This is a genomic window from Aquabacter sp. DMC10, from assembly GCF_056314145.1.
In genome coordinates this window covers 171,490-186,854 of sequence record NZ_JBQUYX010000001.1, presented here as the reverse complement: position 1 = coordinate 186,854, position 15,365 = coordinate 171,490, and the positions used below count along the sequence as shown (strand labels likewise).

General features: G+C 66.8%; 15 protein-coding genes. 10 read left to right on the top strand and 5 right to left on the bottom strand.

All coding sequences use genetic code 11. From position 1 onward, the window contains the following. Positions 1–18: 18 nt before the first annotated feature. Positions 19–753, top strand: coding sequence for an amino acid ABC transporter ATP-binding protein (locus ACT54L_RS00800; RefSeq protein WP_476084394.1), 735 nt, complete (start codon positions 19–21; stop codon positions 751–753). A 9-nt stretch (positions 754–762) separates the two neighbouring features. Beyond that, complete coding sequence (locus tag ACT54L_RS00795; protein ID WP_476083634.1) at positions 763–1,866, top strand: threonine aldolase family protein; 1,104 nt, start codon at positions 763–765, stop codon at positions 1,864–1,866. Between the two features lie 20 nt (positions 1,867–1,886). Here ACT54L_RS00795 and ACT54L_RS00790 read toward each other — a convergent pair whose 3' ends face one another. Both ACT54L_RS00790 and ACT54L_RS00785 read right to left on the bottom strand, forming a co-directional pair. Beyond that, the gene (locus tag ACT54L_RS00790; RefSeq protein WP_476083633.1) at positions 1,887–2,909 is read right to left on the bottom strand and encodes a Bug family tripartite tricarboxylate transporter substrate binding protein; all 1,023 of its coding nucleotides are present in this window, start codon (positions 2,907–2,909) and stop codon (positions 1,887–1,889) included. A 26-nt stretch (positions 2,910–2,935) separates the two neighbouring features. After that, entirely contained in the window at positions 2,936–4,018 is a 1,083-nt protein-coding gene (locus tag ACT54L_RS00785) for a 4-oxalomesaconate tautomerase (protein ID WP_476084393.1), read from the bottom strand. Positions 4,019–4,130: 112 nt separating this feature from the next. On the opposite strand from ACT54L_RS00785, the gene ACT54L_RS00780 reads away from it, so the two are divergent. The 3 genes from ACT54L_RS00780 to ACT54L_RS00770 all read left to right on the top strand — a co-directional run bounded on the left by ACT54L_RS00780 (position 4,131) and on the right by ACT54L_RS00770 (position 6,003). Next, on the top strand, positions 4,131–5,036 hold the full coding sequence (locus ACT54L_RS00780) for a LysR substrate-binding domain-containing protein (protein ID WP_476083632.1): 906 nt from the start codon (positions 4,131–4,133) through the stop codon (positions 5,034–5,036). A gap of 200 nt (positions 5,037–5,236) precedes the next feature. Continuing rightward, the gene (locus ACT54L_RS00775; RefSeq protein ID WP_476083631.1) at positions 5,237–5,509 is read left to right on the top strand and encodes a YjhX family toxin; all 273 of its coding nucleotides are present in this window, start codon (positions 5,237–5,239) and stop codon (positions 5,507–5,509) included. Next, the gene (locus ACT54L_RS00770; RefSeq protein WP_476083630.1) at positions 5,503–6,003 is read left to right on the top strand and encodes a GNAT family N-acetyltransferase; all 501 of its coding nucleotides are present in this window, start codon (positions 5,503–5,505) and stop codon (positions 6,001–6,003) included. Before ACT54L_RS00775 ends, ACT54L_RS00770 begins: the two co-directional genes overlap by 7 nt. A gap of 172 nt (positions 6,004–6,175) precedes the next feature. On the opposite strand, the gene ACT54L_RS00765 is transcribed toward ACT54L_RS00770, so the two are convergent. After that, positions 6,176–7,048, bottom strand: coding sequence for a transporter (locus ACT54L_RS00765; protein ID WP_476083629.1), 873 nt, complete (start codon positions 7,046–7,048; stop codon positions 6,176–6,178). A gap of 966 nt (positions 7,049–8,014) precedes the next feature. Between ACT54L_RS00765 and ACT54L_RS00760 the strand changes: the two genes are divergently transcribed. Continuing rightward, entirely contained in the window at positions 8,015–9,493 is a 1,479-nt protein-coding gene (locus tag ACT54L_RS00760) for an aldehyde dehydrogenase (protein ID WP_476083628.1), read from the top strand. A gap of 17 nt (positions 9,494–9,510) precedes the next feature. Beyond that, the gene (locus ACT54L_RS00755; protein WP_476083627.1) at positions 9,511–10,884 is read left to right on the top strand and encodes an oxygenase MpaB family protein; all 1,374 of its coding nucleotides are present in this window, start codon (positions 9,511–9,513) and stop codon (positions 10,882–10,884) included. 59 nt (positions 10,885–10,943) lie between these two features. Here the strand turns inward: ACT54L_RS00755 and ACT54L_RS00750 are convergent, their stop codons facing one another. Both ACT54L_RS00750 and ACT54L_RS00745 read right to left on the bottom strand, forming a co-directional pair. Continuing rightward, positions 10,944–11,495: a TetR family transcriptional regulator gene (locus ACT54L_RS00750; protein WP_476083626.1), complete on the bottom strand. Its 552-nt coding sequence runs from the start codon at positions 11,493–11,495 to the stop codon at positions 10,944–10,946. A gap of 72 nt (positions 11,496–11,567) precedes the next feature. Further along, on the bottom strand, positions 11,568–12,587 hold the full coding sequence (locus ACT54L_RS00745; protein ID WP_476083625.1) for an ABC transporter substrate-binding protein: 1,020 nt from the start codon (positions 12,585–12,587) through the stop codon (positions 11,568–11,570). A 112-nt stretch (positions 12,588–12,699) separates the two neighbouring features. Between ACT54L_RS00745 and ACT54L_RS00740 the strand changes: the two genes are divergently transcribed. From ACT54L_RS00740 to ACT54L_RS00730, 3 genes are read left to right on the top strand one after another with little or no spacing between them, the layout of a single operon-like run. Next, on the top strand, positions 12,700–13,374 hold the full coding sequence (locus ACT54L_RS00740) for an RraA family protein (protein WP_476083624.1): 675 nt from the start codon (positions 12,700–12,702) through the stop codon (positions 13,372–13,374). A gap of 5 nt (positions 13,375–13,379) precedes the next feature. Continuing rightward, a complete protein-coding gene (locus tag ACT54L_RS00735) occupies positions 13,380–14,426 on the top strand; it encodes an amidohydrolase family protein (protein WP_476083623.1) in 1,047 nt (348 codons plus the stop codon). Beyond that, the gene (locus tag ACT54L_RS00730) at positions 14,423–15,346 is read left to right on the top strand and encodes an SMP-30/gluconolactonase/LRE family protein (RefSeq protein ID WP_476084392.1); all 924 of its coding nucleotides are present in this window, start codon (positions 14,423–14,425) and stop codon (positions 15,344–15,346) included. Before ACT54L_RS00735 ends, ACT54L_RS00730 begins: the two co-directional genes overlap by 4 nt. The last annotated feature ends 19 nt before the right edge of the window (positions 15,347–15,365 follow it).

Genomic DNA, 15,365 nt, shown 5'->3' with positions numbered 1-15,365 from the left:
CCCTCCCAGACCGCCCCGATGATCGACATCCGCAATGTGAGCAAATGGTACGGCACCATGCAGGTGCTGAACCAGTGCACCACCCATGTGGCCAAGGGCGAGGTGGTGGTGGTGTGCGGGCCGTCCGGCTCGGGCAAGTCCACCCTCATCAAGACGGTGAACGCGCTGGAGGATTTCCAGGAGGGCGAGATCCTCGTCAATGGCGTCTCGGTGGGCGACCGGCGCACCAATCTGCCGCGCCTGCGCGCCACCACGGGCATGGTGTTCCAGCATTTCGAGCTGTTTCCCCATCTCAGCGTCATCGACAATCTCTGCCTCGCCCAGACCCAGGTCCTGAAGCGCAGCCGGGCGGAGGCGCGGGCGCGCGGCCTCAGCCTGCTGGAGCGGGTGGGCCTCGCCGGCCATGCCGAGGCGTTTCCCGGCACCCTCTCAGGGGGGCAGCAGCAGCGCGTCGCCATCGCCCGCGCCTTGTGCATGGACCCCTCCGCCATGCTGTTCGACGAGCCCACCTCCGCCCTCGACCCGGAAATGGTCACCGAGGTGCTGGACGTGATGACCGATCTCGCCCGCGAGGGCATGACCATGATGGTGGTCACCCACGAAATGGGCTTCGCCAAGCATGTGGCCGACCGGGTGATCTTCATGGATGCGGGCCGCATCCTGGAGGACTGCCCCAAGGCCGAATTCTTCGACCAAGTGGAGGCCCGCCACGCGCGCACCCGCCTGTTCCTCTCCAAGATCCTGAAGCAATAGGGGCCAAAGATGCCGGTCCAAGGCACCACCGCGACCACGGCCACTCCCACCCCGACCCCCACCCCCGACGCTCTGACGGCGGTTGATCTGCGAAGCGACACCGTCACCCGGCCAACCCCTGCCATGTATGAGCGCATGGCGAGCGCGGTGATCGGCGATGACGGGCTCGATGGCGATCCCACCGCGCGCGAGCTGGAGGCGGAGACGGCGCAGGTGCTGGGCAAGGAAGCCGGCCTGTTCGTGCCGAGCTGCACCATGGCCAACCTCATCGCCATCCTCGCCCAGTCCCAGCGCGGCGAGCAGGTGGTGCTGGAGGCGAACGCCCACATCTACAATTCCGAGCGGGGCTCGGGCACCTTCACCGGCCTGTTCTATCTGCCCGTGCCGGGCACTGCCGGGGCCATGGATCTCGACGTGCTCGAAGACGTGCTGAACCCCACCGGCCATCGGCTGAAGACCGCGCTCGTGGGGATGGAGACCTCCCACAACAATGCGGGCGGCGCCGTGCTGCCGCTCGACCATATGGCGCGGGTGCAGGAGATGGCGCACCGGCGCGGGGCGCGGGTGCATATCGATGGCGCGCGGCTGTTCAATGCGGCGGTCTATCTGGGCGTCACGCCCGCCGAGGTGGCGCGCTCAAGCGACACGGTTTCGCTCTGCCTGTCCAAGGGCCTGAGCGCGCCGGTGGGCGCCGTGCTCGCCGGCCCCAAGGCGACCATCGAGAAGGGGCGGACGTTGCGGCGCATGCTGGGCGGCGCTCAGCGCCAGGTGGGCATCATGGCGGCGGCGGGCCTGGAAGGGGTGCGCACCATGGGGCCGCGCCTCGCCGAGGATCACCGCCGCGCCCGGCGCTTCGCCGAGGGCGTGAACGGCCTCGGCCTGCCGCTAGCCGCCACGCTGCCGCAAACCAACATCGTGCAGGTGGATGTCTCCCGCACCGGCCGCGACAGCGGCGCCTGGGTGGACCTTCTGGAGGCGGCGGGCCTGCTCGCCCGGCCCTGGGGCCGCCAGCGCCTGCGCTGTGTCACCCACCGCCACATTGACGATGCCGCCATCGAACGGGCGATCGCGGCCTTCAAGACGGTGATGGAAGGGCTGCCCGCGCCGGTGTGAGACGCAGGCCCGCTCCCCCCTCAGTCGATGGCGATGTTCGCCTTCTTGATGACGGCGGCCCAGCGGCTGGATTCGCCCTTCATCATGTCCAGGAACTCCGCTGGCGTGTCGCCGATGGGCTTGGCGCCTTCATTCTCCAGGCGCTCGCGCACCACGCCGCTCATGATGGTGTCAATGGTGGCCGCGCGCAGCGTGTCGACGACGGCCTGCGGGGTGCCCTTGGGCGCGACGAAGCCATACCAGGCGGTGGATTCGTAGGCAGGCCAGCCGCTTTCGGCGACGGACGGCACATCCGGGAACTTGGAGATCCGGTCGCGGGAGGTCACCGCCAGCACCTTCACGTCGCCGCGCTGCGCCAGGCCCAGCACGGAGGGCACGGTGGTGGCCATGAAGTCGAGGCGGGCGCCCAGCAGATCGTTGAGGGCGGGGCCGGCGCCCTTATAGGGCACATGCACGGCCTGCATATTGGTCACCTGCGCCAGCAGCACGGCGGCCAGATGGCTGGCGGAGCCGTTGCCGGCCGAGCCATAGGTGAGCTTGTCCGGGAACTTCTGCCCGTAATCCACCAGGTCCTGGATGGTGTTGAACGGCGAGGACTTGGGCACCACCACCAGAAGCGGGGCGGCCGTGATCAGCGTGATTGGCGCGAACGCCTTCAGCGGGTCGATCTTCACGTTTCGGAACAGGTGCGGATTGACCACCATGGGGCCCTGGTTGGCCATCAGGATGGTGTAGCCATCCGGCTCCGCATTGGCCACCTGCTGGGTGGCCACGTTGCCCCCCGCCGCGCCATTATTGTCCACCACCACCGCCTGCTTGAGGCGTTCCGAGACGCCTTGCGCCACGATGCGGGCGATGCCGTCCGTGCCGCCGCCGGCGGCATAGGGCACCAGCAGGCGGATGGGGCGGGTGGGATAGGCGGCATCCGCCGCTTGGGCGAACCGGGGAGCGGTCACCAGCGCGGCGGCGGCCGCACCAAGGAGGCCACGGCACAAGGTGCGCCGGGTGAGCGGCAGGTCGAGGGGGCGGCGATTATTGTTCATTGGCGTTTCCTCCAGACATTTGTCGGTCAAGCGGCGAAAGCGGGCAAGGGCACGATCACGTTGCCCTCGAAGAGCCGGCGGGCGGTGCGCACGAGGCTGGCGGCGCAGAGCCGTCCGGCGGCGTCGCGCTCAAGGCCCACCTCGGTGCGCCCGCCGGGATGTTCCAGGGCGAAGCGGTCCGGCCGCGCGGCGTCGGGCATCGCGACATCCGCGGCGATGCTGCCCTCCAGGAGGCTCGCGGCGGCGATGCAGAGCGCGCCGGTGACCGCATGCCCGCGATGGCAGCGGCGGGAATTGGCGAAATAGCGCGAGGTGAGGGTGCCACCCGCGCGGGGAGCGGAGACGAGTGCCAGCTTCGGCACCACGATCTGCGACACGTCGCCGAGCCCCATGCGCCGCCCCGCCTCCCGGCGGATGGCTTCCAGCCGCGCCAGCAGATCGGCATCGGCCTCGAGCGCGTCGGGCGTCTCGGTGCCGGAAAGGCCGAGCGAGGCCGCGCCGATGAGCACCATGGGGACGGCATAATCCACCAGCGAGGCCGCGATGCCGTCGATCTCTTCCCGCACCCGGCCGGTGGGCAGCAGCGCGCCGGTCTTGCTGCCCATGGCGTCGCGGAAGATCAGGCGGATGGGCGCGGCTGAGCCGGCGACGCCGTCAATGCTGGTGTGCCCGGCATAATCCACCACCCCGCCGGGGGTCTGCACCACCGCTTCCACCAGCACGCCGGTGTTGCGGTTGAAGATGCGGACGGTGGTTTCCCCATCCCGCGCCTCCACCAGCCCCGCCTCGATGGCGAAGGGGCCGACGGCGGAGAGCATGTTGCCGCAATTGGGGCTGAAATCCACGAAGGCGCGGTCGATGGAGACCTGGGCGAAGAGATAGTCCACGTCGGCGCCGGGCTGGCTGGAGGCGCCGACAATGGCCACCTTGCTGGTCAGCGGATTGCCGCCGCCGATGCCGTCCACCTGCAAATTGTGCGGCGAGCCCATGGCCGCCAGCAGGAAGTGGGACAGCGCCGCCCGCTCGCGCGGCAGGTCCCGCTCCAGGAAGAAGGGGCCGCGAGAGGTGCCGCCGCGCATCAGCACGCAGGGCACCTTCTCGAATGTCATCAGGGGGTTGCGGGAGAGGTCGTTCACGGCGACACCACGTTCTTGACGTGGGCGCACCTTGTCTTGCCGCCGCTTTCATGTGAAATGCAATTATCACGATGAATGATGCGCTATGAACATCAATTACGAAGCCCTCGATCTGCGCGCCTTCGCGGCGGTGGTGGACCTGGGGGGCTTTCACCGGGCGGCGGAGGCCCTCAACATCTCCCAATCGGCGCTGAGCCGGCGCATCCAGCGCCTGGAAGCGGCCATCGGCGCGGCGCTGCTGGAGCGCACCACACGGCGGGTGGCGCTCACCCCGGTGGGGCGGGAATTGCTGCCGCTGGTGCGGCGCATGCTGGAGGAGTTCGACACCTCCCTCTTCGCCATGCGCGAGGTGGGCCGGCGGCGGGTGGGGCAGATCTCGCTGGCCTGCATCCCCACCGCCACCTTCTACTTCCTGCCGGCGGTCATCGCCCGTTTCAACACCGAGTATCCCAACATCCGCTTTCGCATCCTCGACGTGCCCGCCAGCGAGGGGCTGGCCTGCGTGGCGCGGGGGGAGGTGGAGTTCGGCATCAATTTGATGGGCGCGTCAGACCCCGATTTGTCGTTCGAGCCCCTGCTGGAAGATCCCTTCGTGCTGGCCTGCCGGCGCGACCATCCCCTGGCGGCGCGCGATCAGCTCGCCTGGAGCGACCTGGAGGGCCACGCGCTGATCGCGGTGAGCCGCGCCAGCGGCAACCGCATCCTTCTGGACGCGGCGCTGGTGAAGGCGAAGGTGCAGCTCTCCTGGTCCTATGAGGTGACGCACCTCACCACGTCACTGGGCCTGGTGGAGGCGGGCCTCGGTGTCTCCGTCCTGCCGCGCCTCGCCACCCCGCAGGGCGAGCATCCCCTCATCGTGACCAAGCCCATCCGCGATCCGGAAGTCTCCCGTACCATCGGCATCGTTCGCCGCCGCACCGGGAGCCTCGCCCCCGCCGCCCAGCAATTCCTGGACATGCTGCTGGGCGCCTGGCGCTCGCAACCCAAGTGAGGGAGAGCGGCGTGTCCCTCGGCCATGCGGCTGCCGCAAGGTACGCCGCGTGGTGACAACGGCGTTCGCTTGTCCTATGTGTCGGGCATGTCAGAGCTTGTGTGACAAGGGCTCCCTGATCGCAGGGAGCCGCGTGAATTCAGAACCGCCGGGGGCATGTCCGCCCGAGCGATGTTTCACGTCTGTCACACGGAACTTTCATGAACATTTCCCGAAACGAGCAACGTGCGCTGCACGTGCTGGCCCTTGGCGGCCATATTCTGCACAGGCGCGACGATGGCCCCAAGGTCACGTCCGCCGTGTGCCTCACGCGCGAGGGGGCGAGGCTGGCGGAGTTCGACCTCGCCATCTTCCAGCGCCTGCGACGCAAGCGCCTGATCGAATCCCGCTCCGGCTCCCCGTATCGCATCTCGAGGCGCGGCCTTGCCTGTGTCCGGGCGCAGCTGGACAACCAAGGGAGCGGCCCATGCTGATCCGCGACGAGAGGCCCGGGGACATCCCGGCCATCAGCCGGCTGGTGACGGAAGCGCTGCGGCTGCTTCCCCAATCCACCGGCACGGAGGCGGGCATCGTGGAGCGGTTGCGGGCGGAGGGCGCATTGGCCCTGTCGCTGGTGGCCGAGGATGACGGCACGGTGGTCGGCCATCTCGCCGCCTCGGCGGCGCGGATCGGATCGCAGGGCGGGTGGGGCCTGATCGGCCCGCTGGCGGTCGTGCCCGTGCGGCATCGCCAGGGCATCGGCTCGGCTCTGATGGCCGAGGCCCTCGTGCGTTTGCGGGCCACCTGCCGGGGCGCCGCGCTGGTGGGCGACCCGGCCTATTATGGGCGGTTCGGCTTCCGGGCCTTCCCCGGCCTGCATGTACCCGGCTGTCCGCCCGACGTGGTGCAGGCGGTGCCGTTCGCGGGCGACCTGCCGTCGGGCGAACTGGTCCACCATCCGGCCTTTGGCCTGGACCAGCCGGGCTGATCTGGAGCATTTCTGCGCGAAGCGGGAACCGGTTCGCGTGAAGGAAAAGCGCCACAACAAAAGGTTGGATCGCTTCAGTGGCTCCATGCGCCTCTGAAGCGACCCGGCCGCTCTCTGGCATTGTGTGCGGGGCCAGGATCAAGACAGTGCCAGCATCAAGACAGGGGCAGGATCAAAACAGGGCCAGAACCCGCAACTGGGCGATGATGGAATTCTGGAAGCCGTCATCCGTATTGATACTGGTTGCGAGCATGCCCTGGAGTTGGATCTGCTCGGAGACGAAGGTGGCCGCGAACACGCGCAACTGGTCGTCTCGGAATTTTTGTCCGGTATAAGCGCCGTTCATATAGTAATTGCCGCCGAATGTGCCTGAGTATCCGAACGACACGGACGAGGCGAGGGTGGGCTTGTAGCGCAGATAGGCCTGGAACTGGCCGGAGGTGGAACGGGAGACATTGACCCCGTTCGCGGTGAAGTCCGGCGAGGCGCTGACATCGGCGATGACATCCATGAAGAAGCCATTCCCCAATCCCTGGATGAGGCCGATCTGGGGCGTCACCGTCCACGCGCCGCTGCCGAGGCTCACATTGGCGATGTCGAAACTGCCCGTCGGGGCAGTGACGAACACGCTCAAACCCAGCGTCGTGCCCGTCGGCTCTCTTGACGCCAAAGCATACCAGGTCAGCCCGCCTGTGAGATCGCCCAAGCCATCCGTCTTGCGCTGGTCGATGCCGCCAATGGTGGCTGAGGTGAAGCCGCCGAAGGACAAGTAGAACTGGGCGGCGAACTTCTGGTCGGCAATCTCAAAAGACCGCGCGCCGCGAATGACTTCGAGCAGGGCATCCACGCGGGAATTGGGCACCGCCCCAACCGTGCCCAATGTCAGCGATCCGGCACTGGAATATTGCGTGTAGAAGGCGAGGGCGTTCCGGTCGACGCCGAGCCACGTATAGTCGCCGGGCGCTGAATCGATGGCGTGGGCCTGGGTGGCGCCCACAAAAACGGACACCGATGCCAGCATCAGAGCGCGAGCAGCATTTTTCATCGTTTCCCCCTGTTGTAGCTTGAAGAGTCTTGGCGTGTGCGGGGTGCGCGCGGGCCGGTGTCGGCTTCGCGCGACGTCCTGTTGGCGCGACGTCCTGTTGGCGCGACGTCCTGGCCTGCTCGCGCCCGGGCGTGCGGCGAAGGACGGCAGGGATCGGGGAGGCGTGGGGCACGGCCTGTCCGCGCGCGGGATGCGCGTCGACAGGCCATGGTGCCGGCGTATCGGACTTTCCGGCCCATCCCGGGCACGCGAGCTGGTCGCTGGACAGCGGCGGGCCATGGCGGCACCGCGCGTCAGCGGCGCCCCAGGCGACCCGACCGTCTCCCCACAGAGCGGTCGGGCACGCCAGAGGCGGTCGCCTCCGCGATCGCGCGGTGCGTGAAGGATGCGGCCAAAGGTCGGCAGATCGTCTTGAGCGTTATGCTCAAGAATGGCCGAAGGAGCGATCGGTCATGGAGATATACTGATAGATATCAGTATCTGAGATGGCACTCCCCCGGGCGCGGGACGGGCGCCGCGGCGTGTGCACGGGGGGCGCATCCCGGGAGCGTGGCCGTGCTTTCGGCGCGCCGCTCAAGGCCCTCTGTTCCCCTCCCATCGCGGCATCCGACCAGCGGGCGCGGCGGCGGCAAGCGGCGCTCGCGGCCGCGGCCGGTCGCGCGCAAAACGTTCCTATTCATTTGTTTCCCCACCCATTTTTGTACTTTTCGTCGCCGATGAGACGGCGGCGAATGAGCGTATGTACCTCGTTGGATACAGCTTACTTGCGAGTATGATTGGGCCTGCTCGTTACGTTGTCAACTGACCTCCCATGATCGGGTTGGCGAACGGCGGGGGCCGAGGCGGCACCGATTGCAGGGGTCTCTTGACACGAGCATACACGCGTGTATCTCATAAAATACATAACTGTATGGCGGATCGTGTAAAGACCCGCTGTGAAAAAATCAAAATAGAGGAGACGCCGGAATGACGATCCCGCTCGTCCAAAGATCCAATATGCGTCCGGTCAAGGACCGGCTCGAATTCTTCATCGGCGGCGCCTGGGTGACACCCCATGGCGGGGACCGCTGCGCGGTGGTGGAGGCGGCCACCGCCGAGCCATTTGCCCTCGCTGCCCTCGGCGATGAGGTGGATATGGACCGCGCTGTGCGTGCCGCCCGCGCCGCTCTCGATGGTCCCTGGGGCCGCACCACGCCCGCCGAGCGTGCCGACGCCATGCGCCGCATGGCCCGCGCCTTCGCCGCCCGGTGCGAGGAGGCGAGCGTGCTGGTGAGCCGCGAGAACGGCATGCCCATCACCTTGTCGCGGGGCTATAACGGCGTCGCTCCTTCCGCCATCCTGGACATGTATGCCGGCCTGATCGAGGCCTGCGCCCTGGAGCGTCCGCGCGCCTCGGCGCGGGGGGCGACCATCGTGCGGCGGGAGCCGGTGGGGGTGGTGGGGGCGATCGTGCCCTGGAACTATCCGCTTGCGCTCGGCATGGCGAAGGTTGCGCCCGCGCTCGCGGCGGGGTGCACGGTGGTGCTGAAGCCTTCCCCCGACACGGCCCTCGACTGCTACCTGCTGGCGGACGCCGCCGCCGAAGCAGGTCTGCCGGACGGCGTCCTCAATGTGGTCTTGGCAGACCGGGAGGCGAGCTTTGCCCTGGTGAAGCACCCCCTGGTGGACAAGATCGCCTTCACCGGCTCGACCGCCGCCGGCCGCGCCATCGGCGCCGAATGCGGCCGCCAGGTTAAGCGCTGCAGCCTGGAGCTGGGCGGCAAGTCGGCCTCCATCTTCCTGGAAGACGGCAGCGTGCAGCGCTTTGTGGACGGGCTGCCTTCCTCCACCTTCCAGAACAACAGCCAGACCTGCACCACCCAGTCGCGCGTGCTCGTCCATCGCAGCCGGTATGGCGAGGTGGTGGACGCGCTGGCCGCCTATGCCCGCGGCATGCGGGTTGGCAACCCGCTCGAAGAGGATGTGCAGTGCGGCCCCATGGCCAGCCGGCAGCATCTTGAGCGCGTGATGGGCTTCATCGAAGGGGCGCGGACCACGTCCCGCCTGGTGGCCGGCGGCAACAGGCTGCCCGAGCTGGGCGCCGGCTGGTTCGTGCAGCCCACCATCTTTGCCGACGTGGACAACAAAAGCCCGCTCGCCCAGGACGAGGTGTTCGGGCCGGTCATCGCCGTCATGCCCTTCGACACGGCGGATGAGGCCGTCCGCCTCGCCAATGACAGCCCCTATGGCCTCGCCGGTTCCGTTTGGACAGAAGATGAGGACCGCGGCCTGGAGATCGCCCGCGCCATTCGCACCGGCACCATCGGCGTCAATTATTACGATGCGGATCTTGGCGCGCCCTTCGGTGGCATGAAGCAAAGCGGAATTGGCCGTGAATTCGGCCCCGAGGCGCTCGAGAATTACTTCGAGATCAAGTCCATCTATGCCAGCGCACGGCAGATATGAGCGGGGAGGAATAGAATATGAACCATATGCCTGCTGCAGAGACCTTCGCCGGGGAAAATCACCCCAATGATTATTATTATCGCCCCGGCATGACGCTGCGTGCGCCACCTGCGCGCGCCGTGCCGTCGAGCGAATGGTTCGAGATGCGGAAGCGCCTCTTCTCCGACTGGATCGACGTGCAGGAGGTGCCCCGGAAGACCCTGCTCACCCGCAAGCTGGACGACCATCTGTGGCAGGGCGACGAGACGGTGGATGCCCTGGTGGCGCTCACCCGCGAGATCGGCGCGGCGAAGCTGCGCCAGATGGTGGAGACGGCCATTGCCCAGGGCATCGAGGCGGTGGAGGCGCCGCCCCAGGCGCTGGTGAATTTCTTCCGGGAGATGGAGCGCATCCCCGACTGGTTCGATGCGGACATGTATGAGCGCGGTCGGCTGCGCATGATCGATTGCACGCCCATCGGCAAGACCGGGGGACTTCTGGTCAACACCATCATGACCGCGTTCGGCGCGGCGGTGGGCGCGGCCGTGGGTGCTTCCGGGCGGTTCAAATATACGCCCTATCGGCGCCAGCTGGAGACCCTCGCCTTCTTCCAGAAGGTGCCGCTGCCCGACGGCCTCGCCCGCTTTTCAGAGACCTTCGCCACCACGGCCCGCGTGCGCATCATGCATGCGCAGGTGCGCGCCGCGCTCCGGCGCAAATGGGGACCGGCCCATTATGCCGAGCATGGCGACCCCATCTCGGCCACCGACATGGCGCTGGGCGTGCCGGCCTATGGCGTGGTCAATCTGCTGATCGACGCCAGTTTCGGCCGCAAGATTTCGGCGGCGGACCTTGATGACGTGAACATGTACTGGGCCTATACCGCGTTCCGCTTCGGGGTGAGCGAATATATCCTGCCCCGGAACGGCATGGAGGCCATCCAGCAGTTCGACTACACGCTTGCCACCTACGGCAAGGCCAGCCGCTGGGGCGATGAAGTGGCCGAGGCCCTGCTCGATTTCGTCCATGAATCCATGACCGATACGGGCTCGGCGGCGACGGATCGGGTCAATCGCTGGATCGGCTTTCCGCTCACCCTTGGCTTCTTCGTCAATATCGGCCGCGATCCCGTGGGCTATCGGGCGGTCCAGTCCCGGTGCAGCAACCGCCTGCTGCTCAATGTGTTGGAGCGCGCTTTCGTCGCCTCTGCACGCCGCACCATGCGCAAGGCCAATCGCGAGGATAAGCGGCCCGGCCGGGACGCGCGCATGCGGCAAAAGGGCATGGCTGGCGATCCCTTCCTCAACGAAACGATGAAAGCGACCACCCGACTGGCGGTGAAGAATGGCGTTCCCCGCGCCACGTACGACTCACACGATCAAAGCAAGCCGGTGGACTTCGCCGCGCCCTGACCAGGCCATTTGAGCCGAAGACGGTCCGCCCCGGGCGAACGCCTGTGGGCGGGCCGAGACTAGCTTTCTTCCAGTCGCTTCTGGGCCGCCCACTCCAATTCCTTAAAGACGGAACGGATTGTATTTTTGCTTGGAGGACGGGGCAGGACGATGAGGCCTATCGACAGGAGCTTGGCCATTTCGCCGTATCGCTTGGCTGTCTCCTTGGTCGCACCGGCGGCAACCAGGGAGCGCTCGACCATGCGTTGGACGCTCCGGTCGGTCCTGTCCAGCATGGCAGCCACGTCAGGGTCGGATGCCGCCCAGACGCGCAGCGCTTTCTCGACCCTAAAATCCATGCTTTCCACGATCTCAATGGCGACGGCGCTCCGGTCGACAAAGGATTGCGGCTCCCCCGCGCGGCGGACGCGGGCATCAGCAATCACAGTCTCCCAATACGCGATGAATTGGGTCTGGAAATCCTTCAGCGACTCGAAGTGATGGTAAAAAGAGCCCCGCGTGACATTGAGATGGGCGCAAAGCGCAACAATGTTCAGCCCGGACGCGCCTTCTTGCGCCAGAATGTCGATGGCCGCCTCGAGGAACGCGCTTTTTGTCAAAGTTATCGCCATGAGCTGCTTATAGCGGGGCGGGACGGTTAGTCCAGCGAAGGGCGGCCCGCCTTGGCCCCCAGACGATTCAGCCTAAGAGCCCGCGCCCGCCGCGACCGGGGCGAAGAAACTGTCCTGCCATTTCGCCGGCGGCGCCTTCAGCAGCCCGGCCTTGGCCATGAAGGTGCCGAAGCTCATCACCCCCTTGGGCTGGACGCCCCATTCCTCCGAGACGCTCTTCAGCATCGCTTCGGTCTCGTCGAGATCAAGCGAGGATTTCTCGGACTCGAGGAACGTCTGGGCTGCCGCACGCGGGTTGGCCTTGATGTAGACGCCCGCTTCGGCGATGGCCGCGACGATGGCCTTGGCGGCCGTCGGATTGGCTTCGACGAAGGAGCGCTTGGAGGCGAGCAAGCCGCTCGTCACCCGCTCGCCCAGATAGTCCGAGAAGAAGAAAAGTCTTCTGACGTTCGGGCTCTTCTCGACAATGTCGCTGTAGGGATGTGGCGCGGCATAAGCGCTGATCGTCCCGCCAGAGATCAGCGCCGATGTTGCATCCGGATGCGGCAGCTGAACCATGTTGGTGTCGAGCCGGCGGGACTGCGCCTCGCCGAAGGCTTTGGCCGCAGCCATCCGCACCAGAAGCCCTTGCTGGCCGGTTGTCGAGGTCACCGCGATCTTGTCGTTCGGCGTGAAGTCAGCGAGCGTCTTGATCTCGGGCTTGTTGGTATAAAGGCCGTTGTCGCCGGCCACGAGCGCTGCAAGACCTCGGATATCGATGGAACCGCGCGTCTTTTCGGCTGCGATCAGCATGCCGGGCAGGCCATAGGCGCCAATATCGATCGTGCCGCTGATTAGAGCATCATTGATGGCCGGCGCGCCGCTGATCTTCTGGATCTTGACGGTGAGGTTGGGCAGTCCCGCGGCTGCGCCCTGCTTGGCGAAGAGGCCGAGCTTTTCGGCGATGGTCACGGGCAAATAGGCGTAGCCGTACTGGATCGCCATCGTCACCGTCGCGGCCTCCGCCGCGCGGGCGCGGCCCTTCGCAAGGGTGGTGATGGTGGCGGACGCCGCGCCGGCAAGCACTGCCCGGCGTGAAAAAAGAGCTTGCATGTTTTCCCCAATCATTATTTTTGAAACGGTGTTGCGAAATAGAATGGCACAGCATTATGGTCTGTCAACCGTCTCGGAAGCAGGCGATGGGCGTGTGGGAAGGGAGCCTAGGATGATCGGATTTCGTGTTCTCAAGCGGCGGCGGCAGGTCGCGGCCGAACTGGTGGAGCGCTTCAGGGCGCTTCCGGTGGCCAACATCAGCGACTCCATGATGCGCATGACCGCAGGTGGGGCGCGGCTGCGGCCCCTGCACAAAGGCGGCACGCTCGCCGGCCCGGCCGTCACGGTGAAGTCCCGTCCCGGCGACAACCTCATGGTCCACAAGGCTCTCGACATTGCCGCCCCCGGTGACGTCGTGGTCGTCGATGCCGGCGGCGATCTGACCAACGCGCTGATCGGTGAAATGATGCTCTCGCATGCCATTAAGCGCGGGATCGCCGGCATCGTGATCTACGGCGCGGTGCGCGACAGCGCCTGGATCCGGGACCATGACTTCCCGGTCTTCGCAGCCGGCGTCAGCCATCGCGGCCCCTACAAGGACGGTCCCGGCGAGATCAATGTCCAGATCGCCATTGAGGGCATGGTGATTACACCGGGCGATCTCGTGATCGGCGACGACGACGGGCTGGTGTGCGTGCCGTACGACGACGCCGAGACGATCTATGCTGGCGCCTTTGCCAAGCACGCCGCGGAAACCAAGCAGATGGCCGCGATTGAAGCCGGAACCAATGATCGCCGCTGGGTGGATGCCGCTCTGGCGAAGCTGGGCTGCGAAATCGAGGCGTAGCGCAAATGGCCGGACCGACCCATGCGCCGGTGCGGGCTGACTGGCTGGCCCTGCGCCGGGAAGAGCCGCTCGACCCGGGCTTGCCGATCATCGATGCGCACCATCACCTGTGGGACCGGCCCGGCGGACAGCGTTATCTCTTCGACGAATTGCGCGCCGACATCACCAGCGGTCACGATGTCCGCGCGACGGTGTTCGTCCAGAGCCGCTCGATGTATCGGGCGGATGGCCCGGACGAGCTGAAGCCGATCGGCGAGGTCGAGTTCGCAAATGGCGTTGCCGCGCAATCGGCGAGCGGCGTCTACGGACGCGCGCGGGCCTGTGCGGCCATTGTCGGCTCCGCCGATCTGCGGCGCGGCGCGCGGCTCGAAGCCGTCCTTGACGCCATGGTCGCGGTGGGCGGCGGCCGCCTGCGTGGCATCCGCAACCAGACGGCCTGGCACCCTGACCCCGCCATCACGTCGAACCCGGTGCCGCCAGAGCCCGGCATTCTGCGCGATGCCGGCTTCGCCGCAGGCGCAAGGCGGCTCGCCCAGCATGGCCTGTCGCTGGATGTCTGGGCCTACCACACGCAGCTGGACGAGGTCGCGGCGCTGGCCGATGCCTGTCCGCAGACCCTTATCATCCTCGATCACTGCGGTGGTCCGCTCGGCGCGGGGCCCTATCGCGCGCGTCGCGACGAGGTTTTCGCGGCCTGGTCGGCCGGCATGGCGGAACTCGCGCAGCGGCCCAATGTGCGGGTCAAGCTCGGCGGGCTGGCCATGCGGGTCGGCGGGTTTGACTTCCACGAGGCGCCCCTGCCGCCGTCTTCGCACGAGTTGGCGGCGGCGTGGGCGCCGATTGTCCTGCGCTGCATCGACCTGTTCGGTCCGCAGCGCTGCCTGTTCGAGAGCAATTTCCCGGTCGACAAGGGCATGGTCGGCTATGACGTTCTCTGGAATGGGTTCAAGCGGATCGTGGCCGGGTTCAGCGCCGACGAGCGGGCCTGGCTGTTCCACCGCAGTGCCATCGAGACCTATCGGCTGAGCCCCTCCTTGGTGGAGATCGCCTGATGTTTTTCGCGCCGCCCCGCGATGTTGCCACCGAAGTCTTCACGCGGTTGCCGGAGCGCTTCCGCAAGCCGCGCGCCACGGCCTGGGCCGCCGCCAATCGCGGCGGCCTCAGCATCGATTCCTTTCTCGAAGGACCGAGCTTTGACCGGCAAGGCCGGCTCTATGTCACCGACATCCCGTTCGGCCGCATCTTCCGGATCTCCGCCGATGGCGCGTGGGAGCTGGTGGCCGAATATGACGGCTGGCCCAACGGGCTGAAGATTCATCGCGACGGCCGGATCTTCATTACCGACTATAAGCGCGGAATCCTGCTGCTCGATCCGCAGAGCGGCACCGTGACGCCTTTCCTCGAGACGGCGGCGTCGGAGGGTTTCAAGGGCGTCAACGATCTCGTTTTCGCGGCCAATGGCGACCTCTATTTCACCGATCAGGGCCAGACCGGGCTGCATGATGCCACCGGCCGGGTCTATCGGCTGACGCCTGAGGGCCGGTTGACGCGCCTTCTCGACACCATCTCGAGCCCCAACGGCATCGTCATCGACCCCGGCATGACGCATTTGCTGATCGCGGTGACGCGCGCCCAGCAGATCTGGCGCGTGCCGCTCAACGATACCGGCCTGACCACCAAGGTTGGCGTGTTCGCGCAGCTCCATGGCGGGCTGGGCGGGCCGGACGGGCTGGCGCTTGATGCGGAGGGCGGGCTGATGATCGCCCATACGGGCTTCGGCTCGGTCTGGCGCCTGTCGCGAACGGCTGAGCCGCTCCTGCGCATTCGATCCTGCGCCGGCATTTCGACCACCAACCTGGCCTTCGGTGGGCCGGAGGGACGCGATCTTTTCATCACGGAATCGCAGACGGGCTCAATCCTACGTGCCAAGCTTGATGTTGCGGGAATGGCGATGTTCTCTCATCAAGACTAAGGACGGCCGCGACGGGATG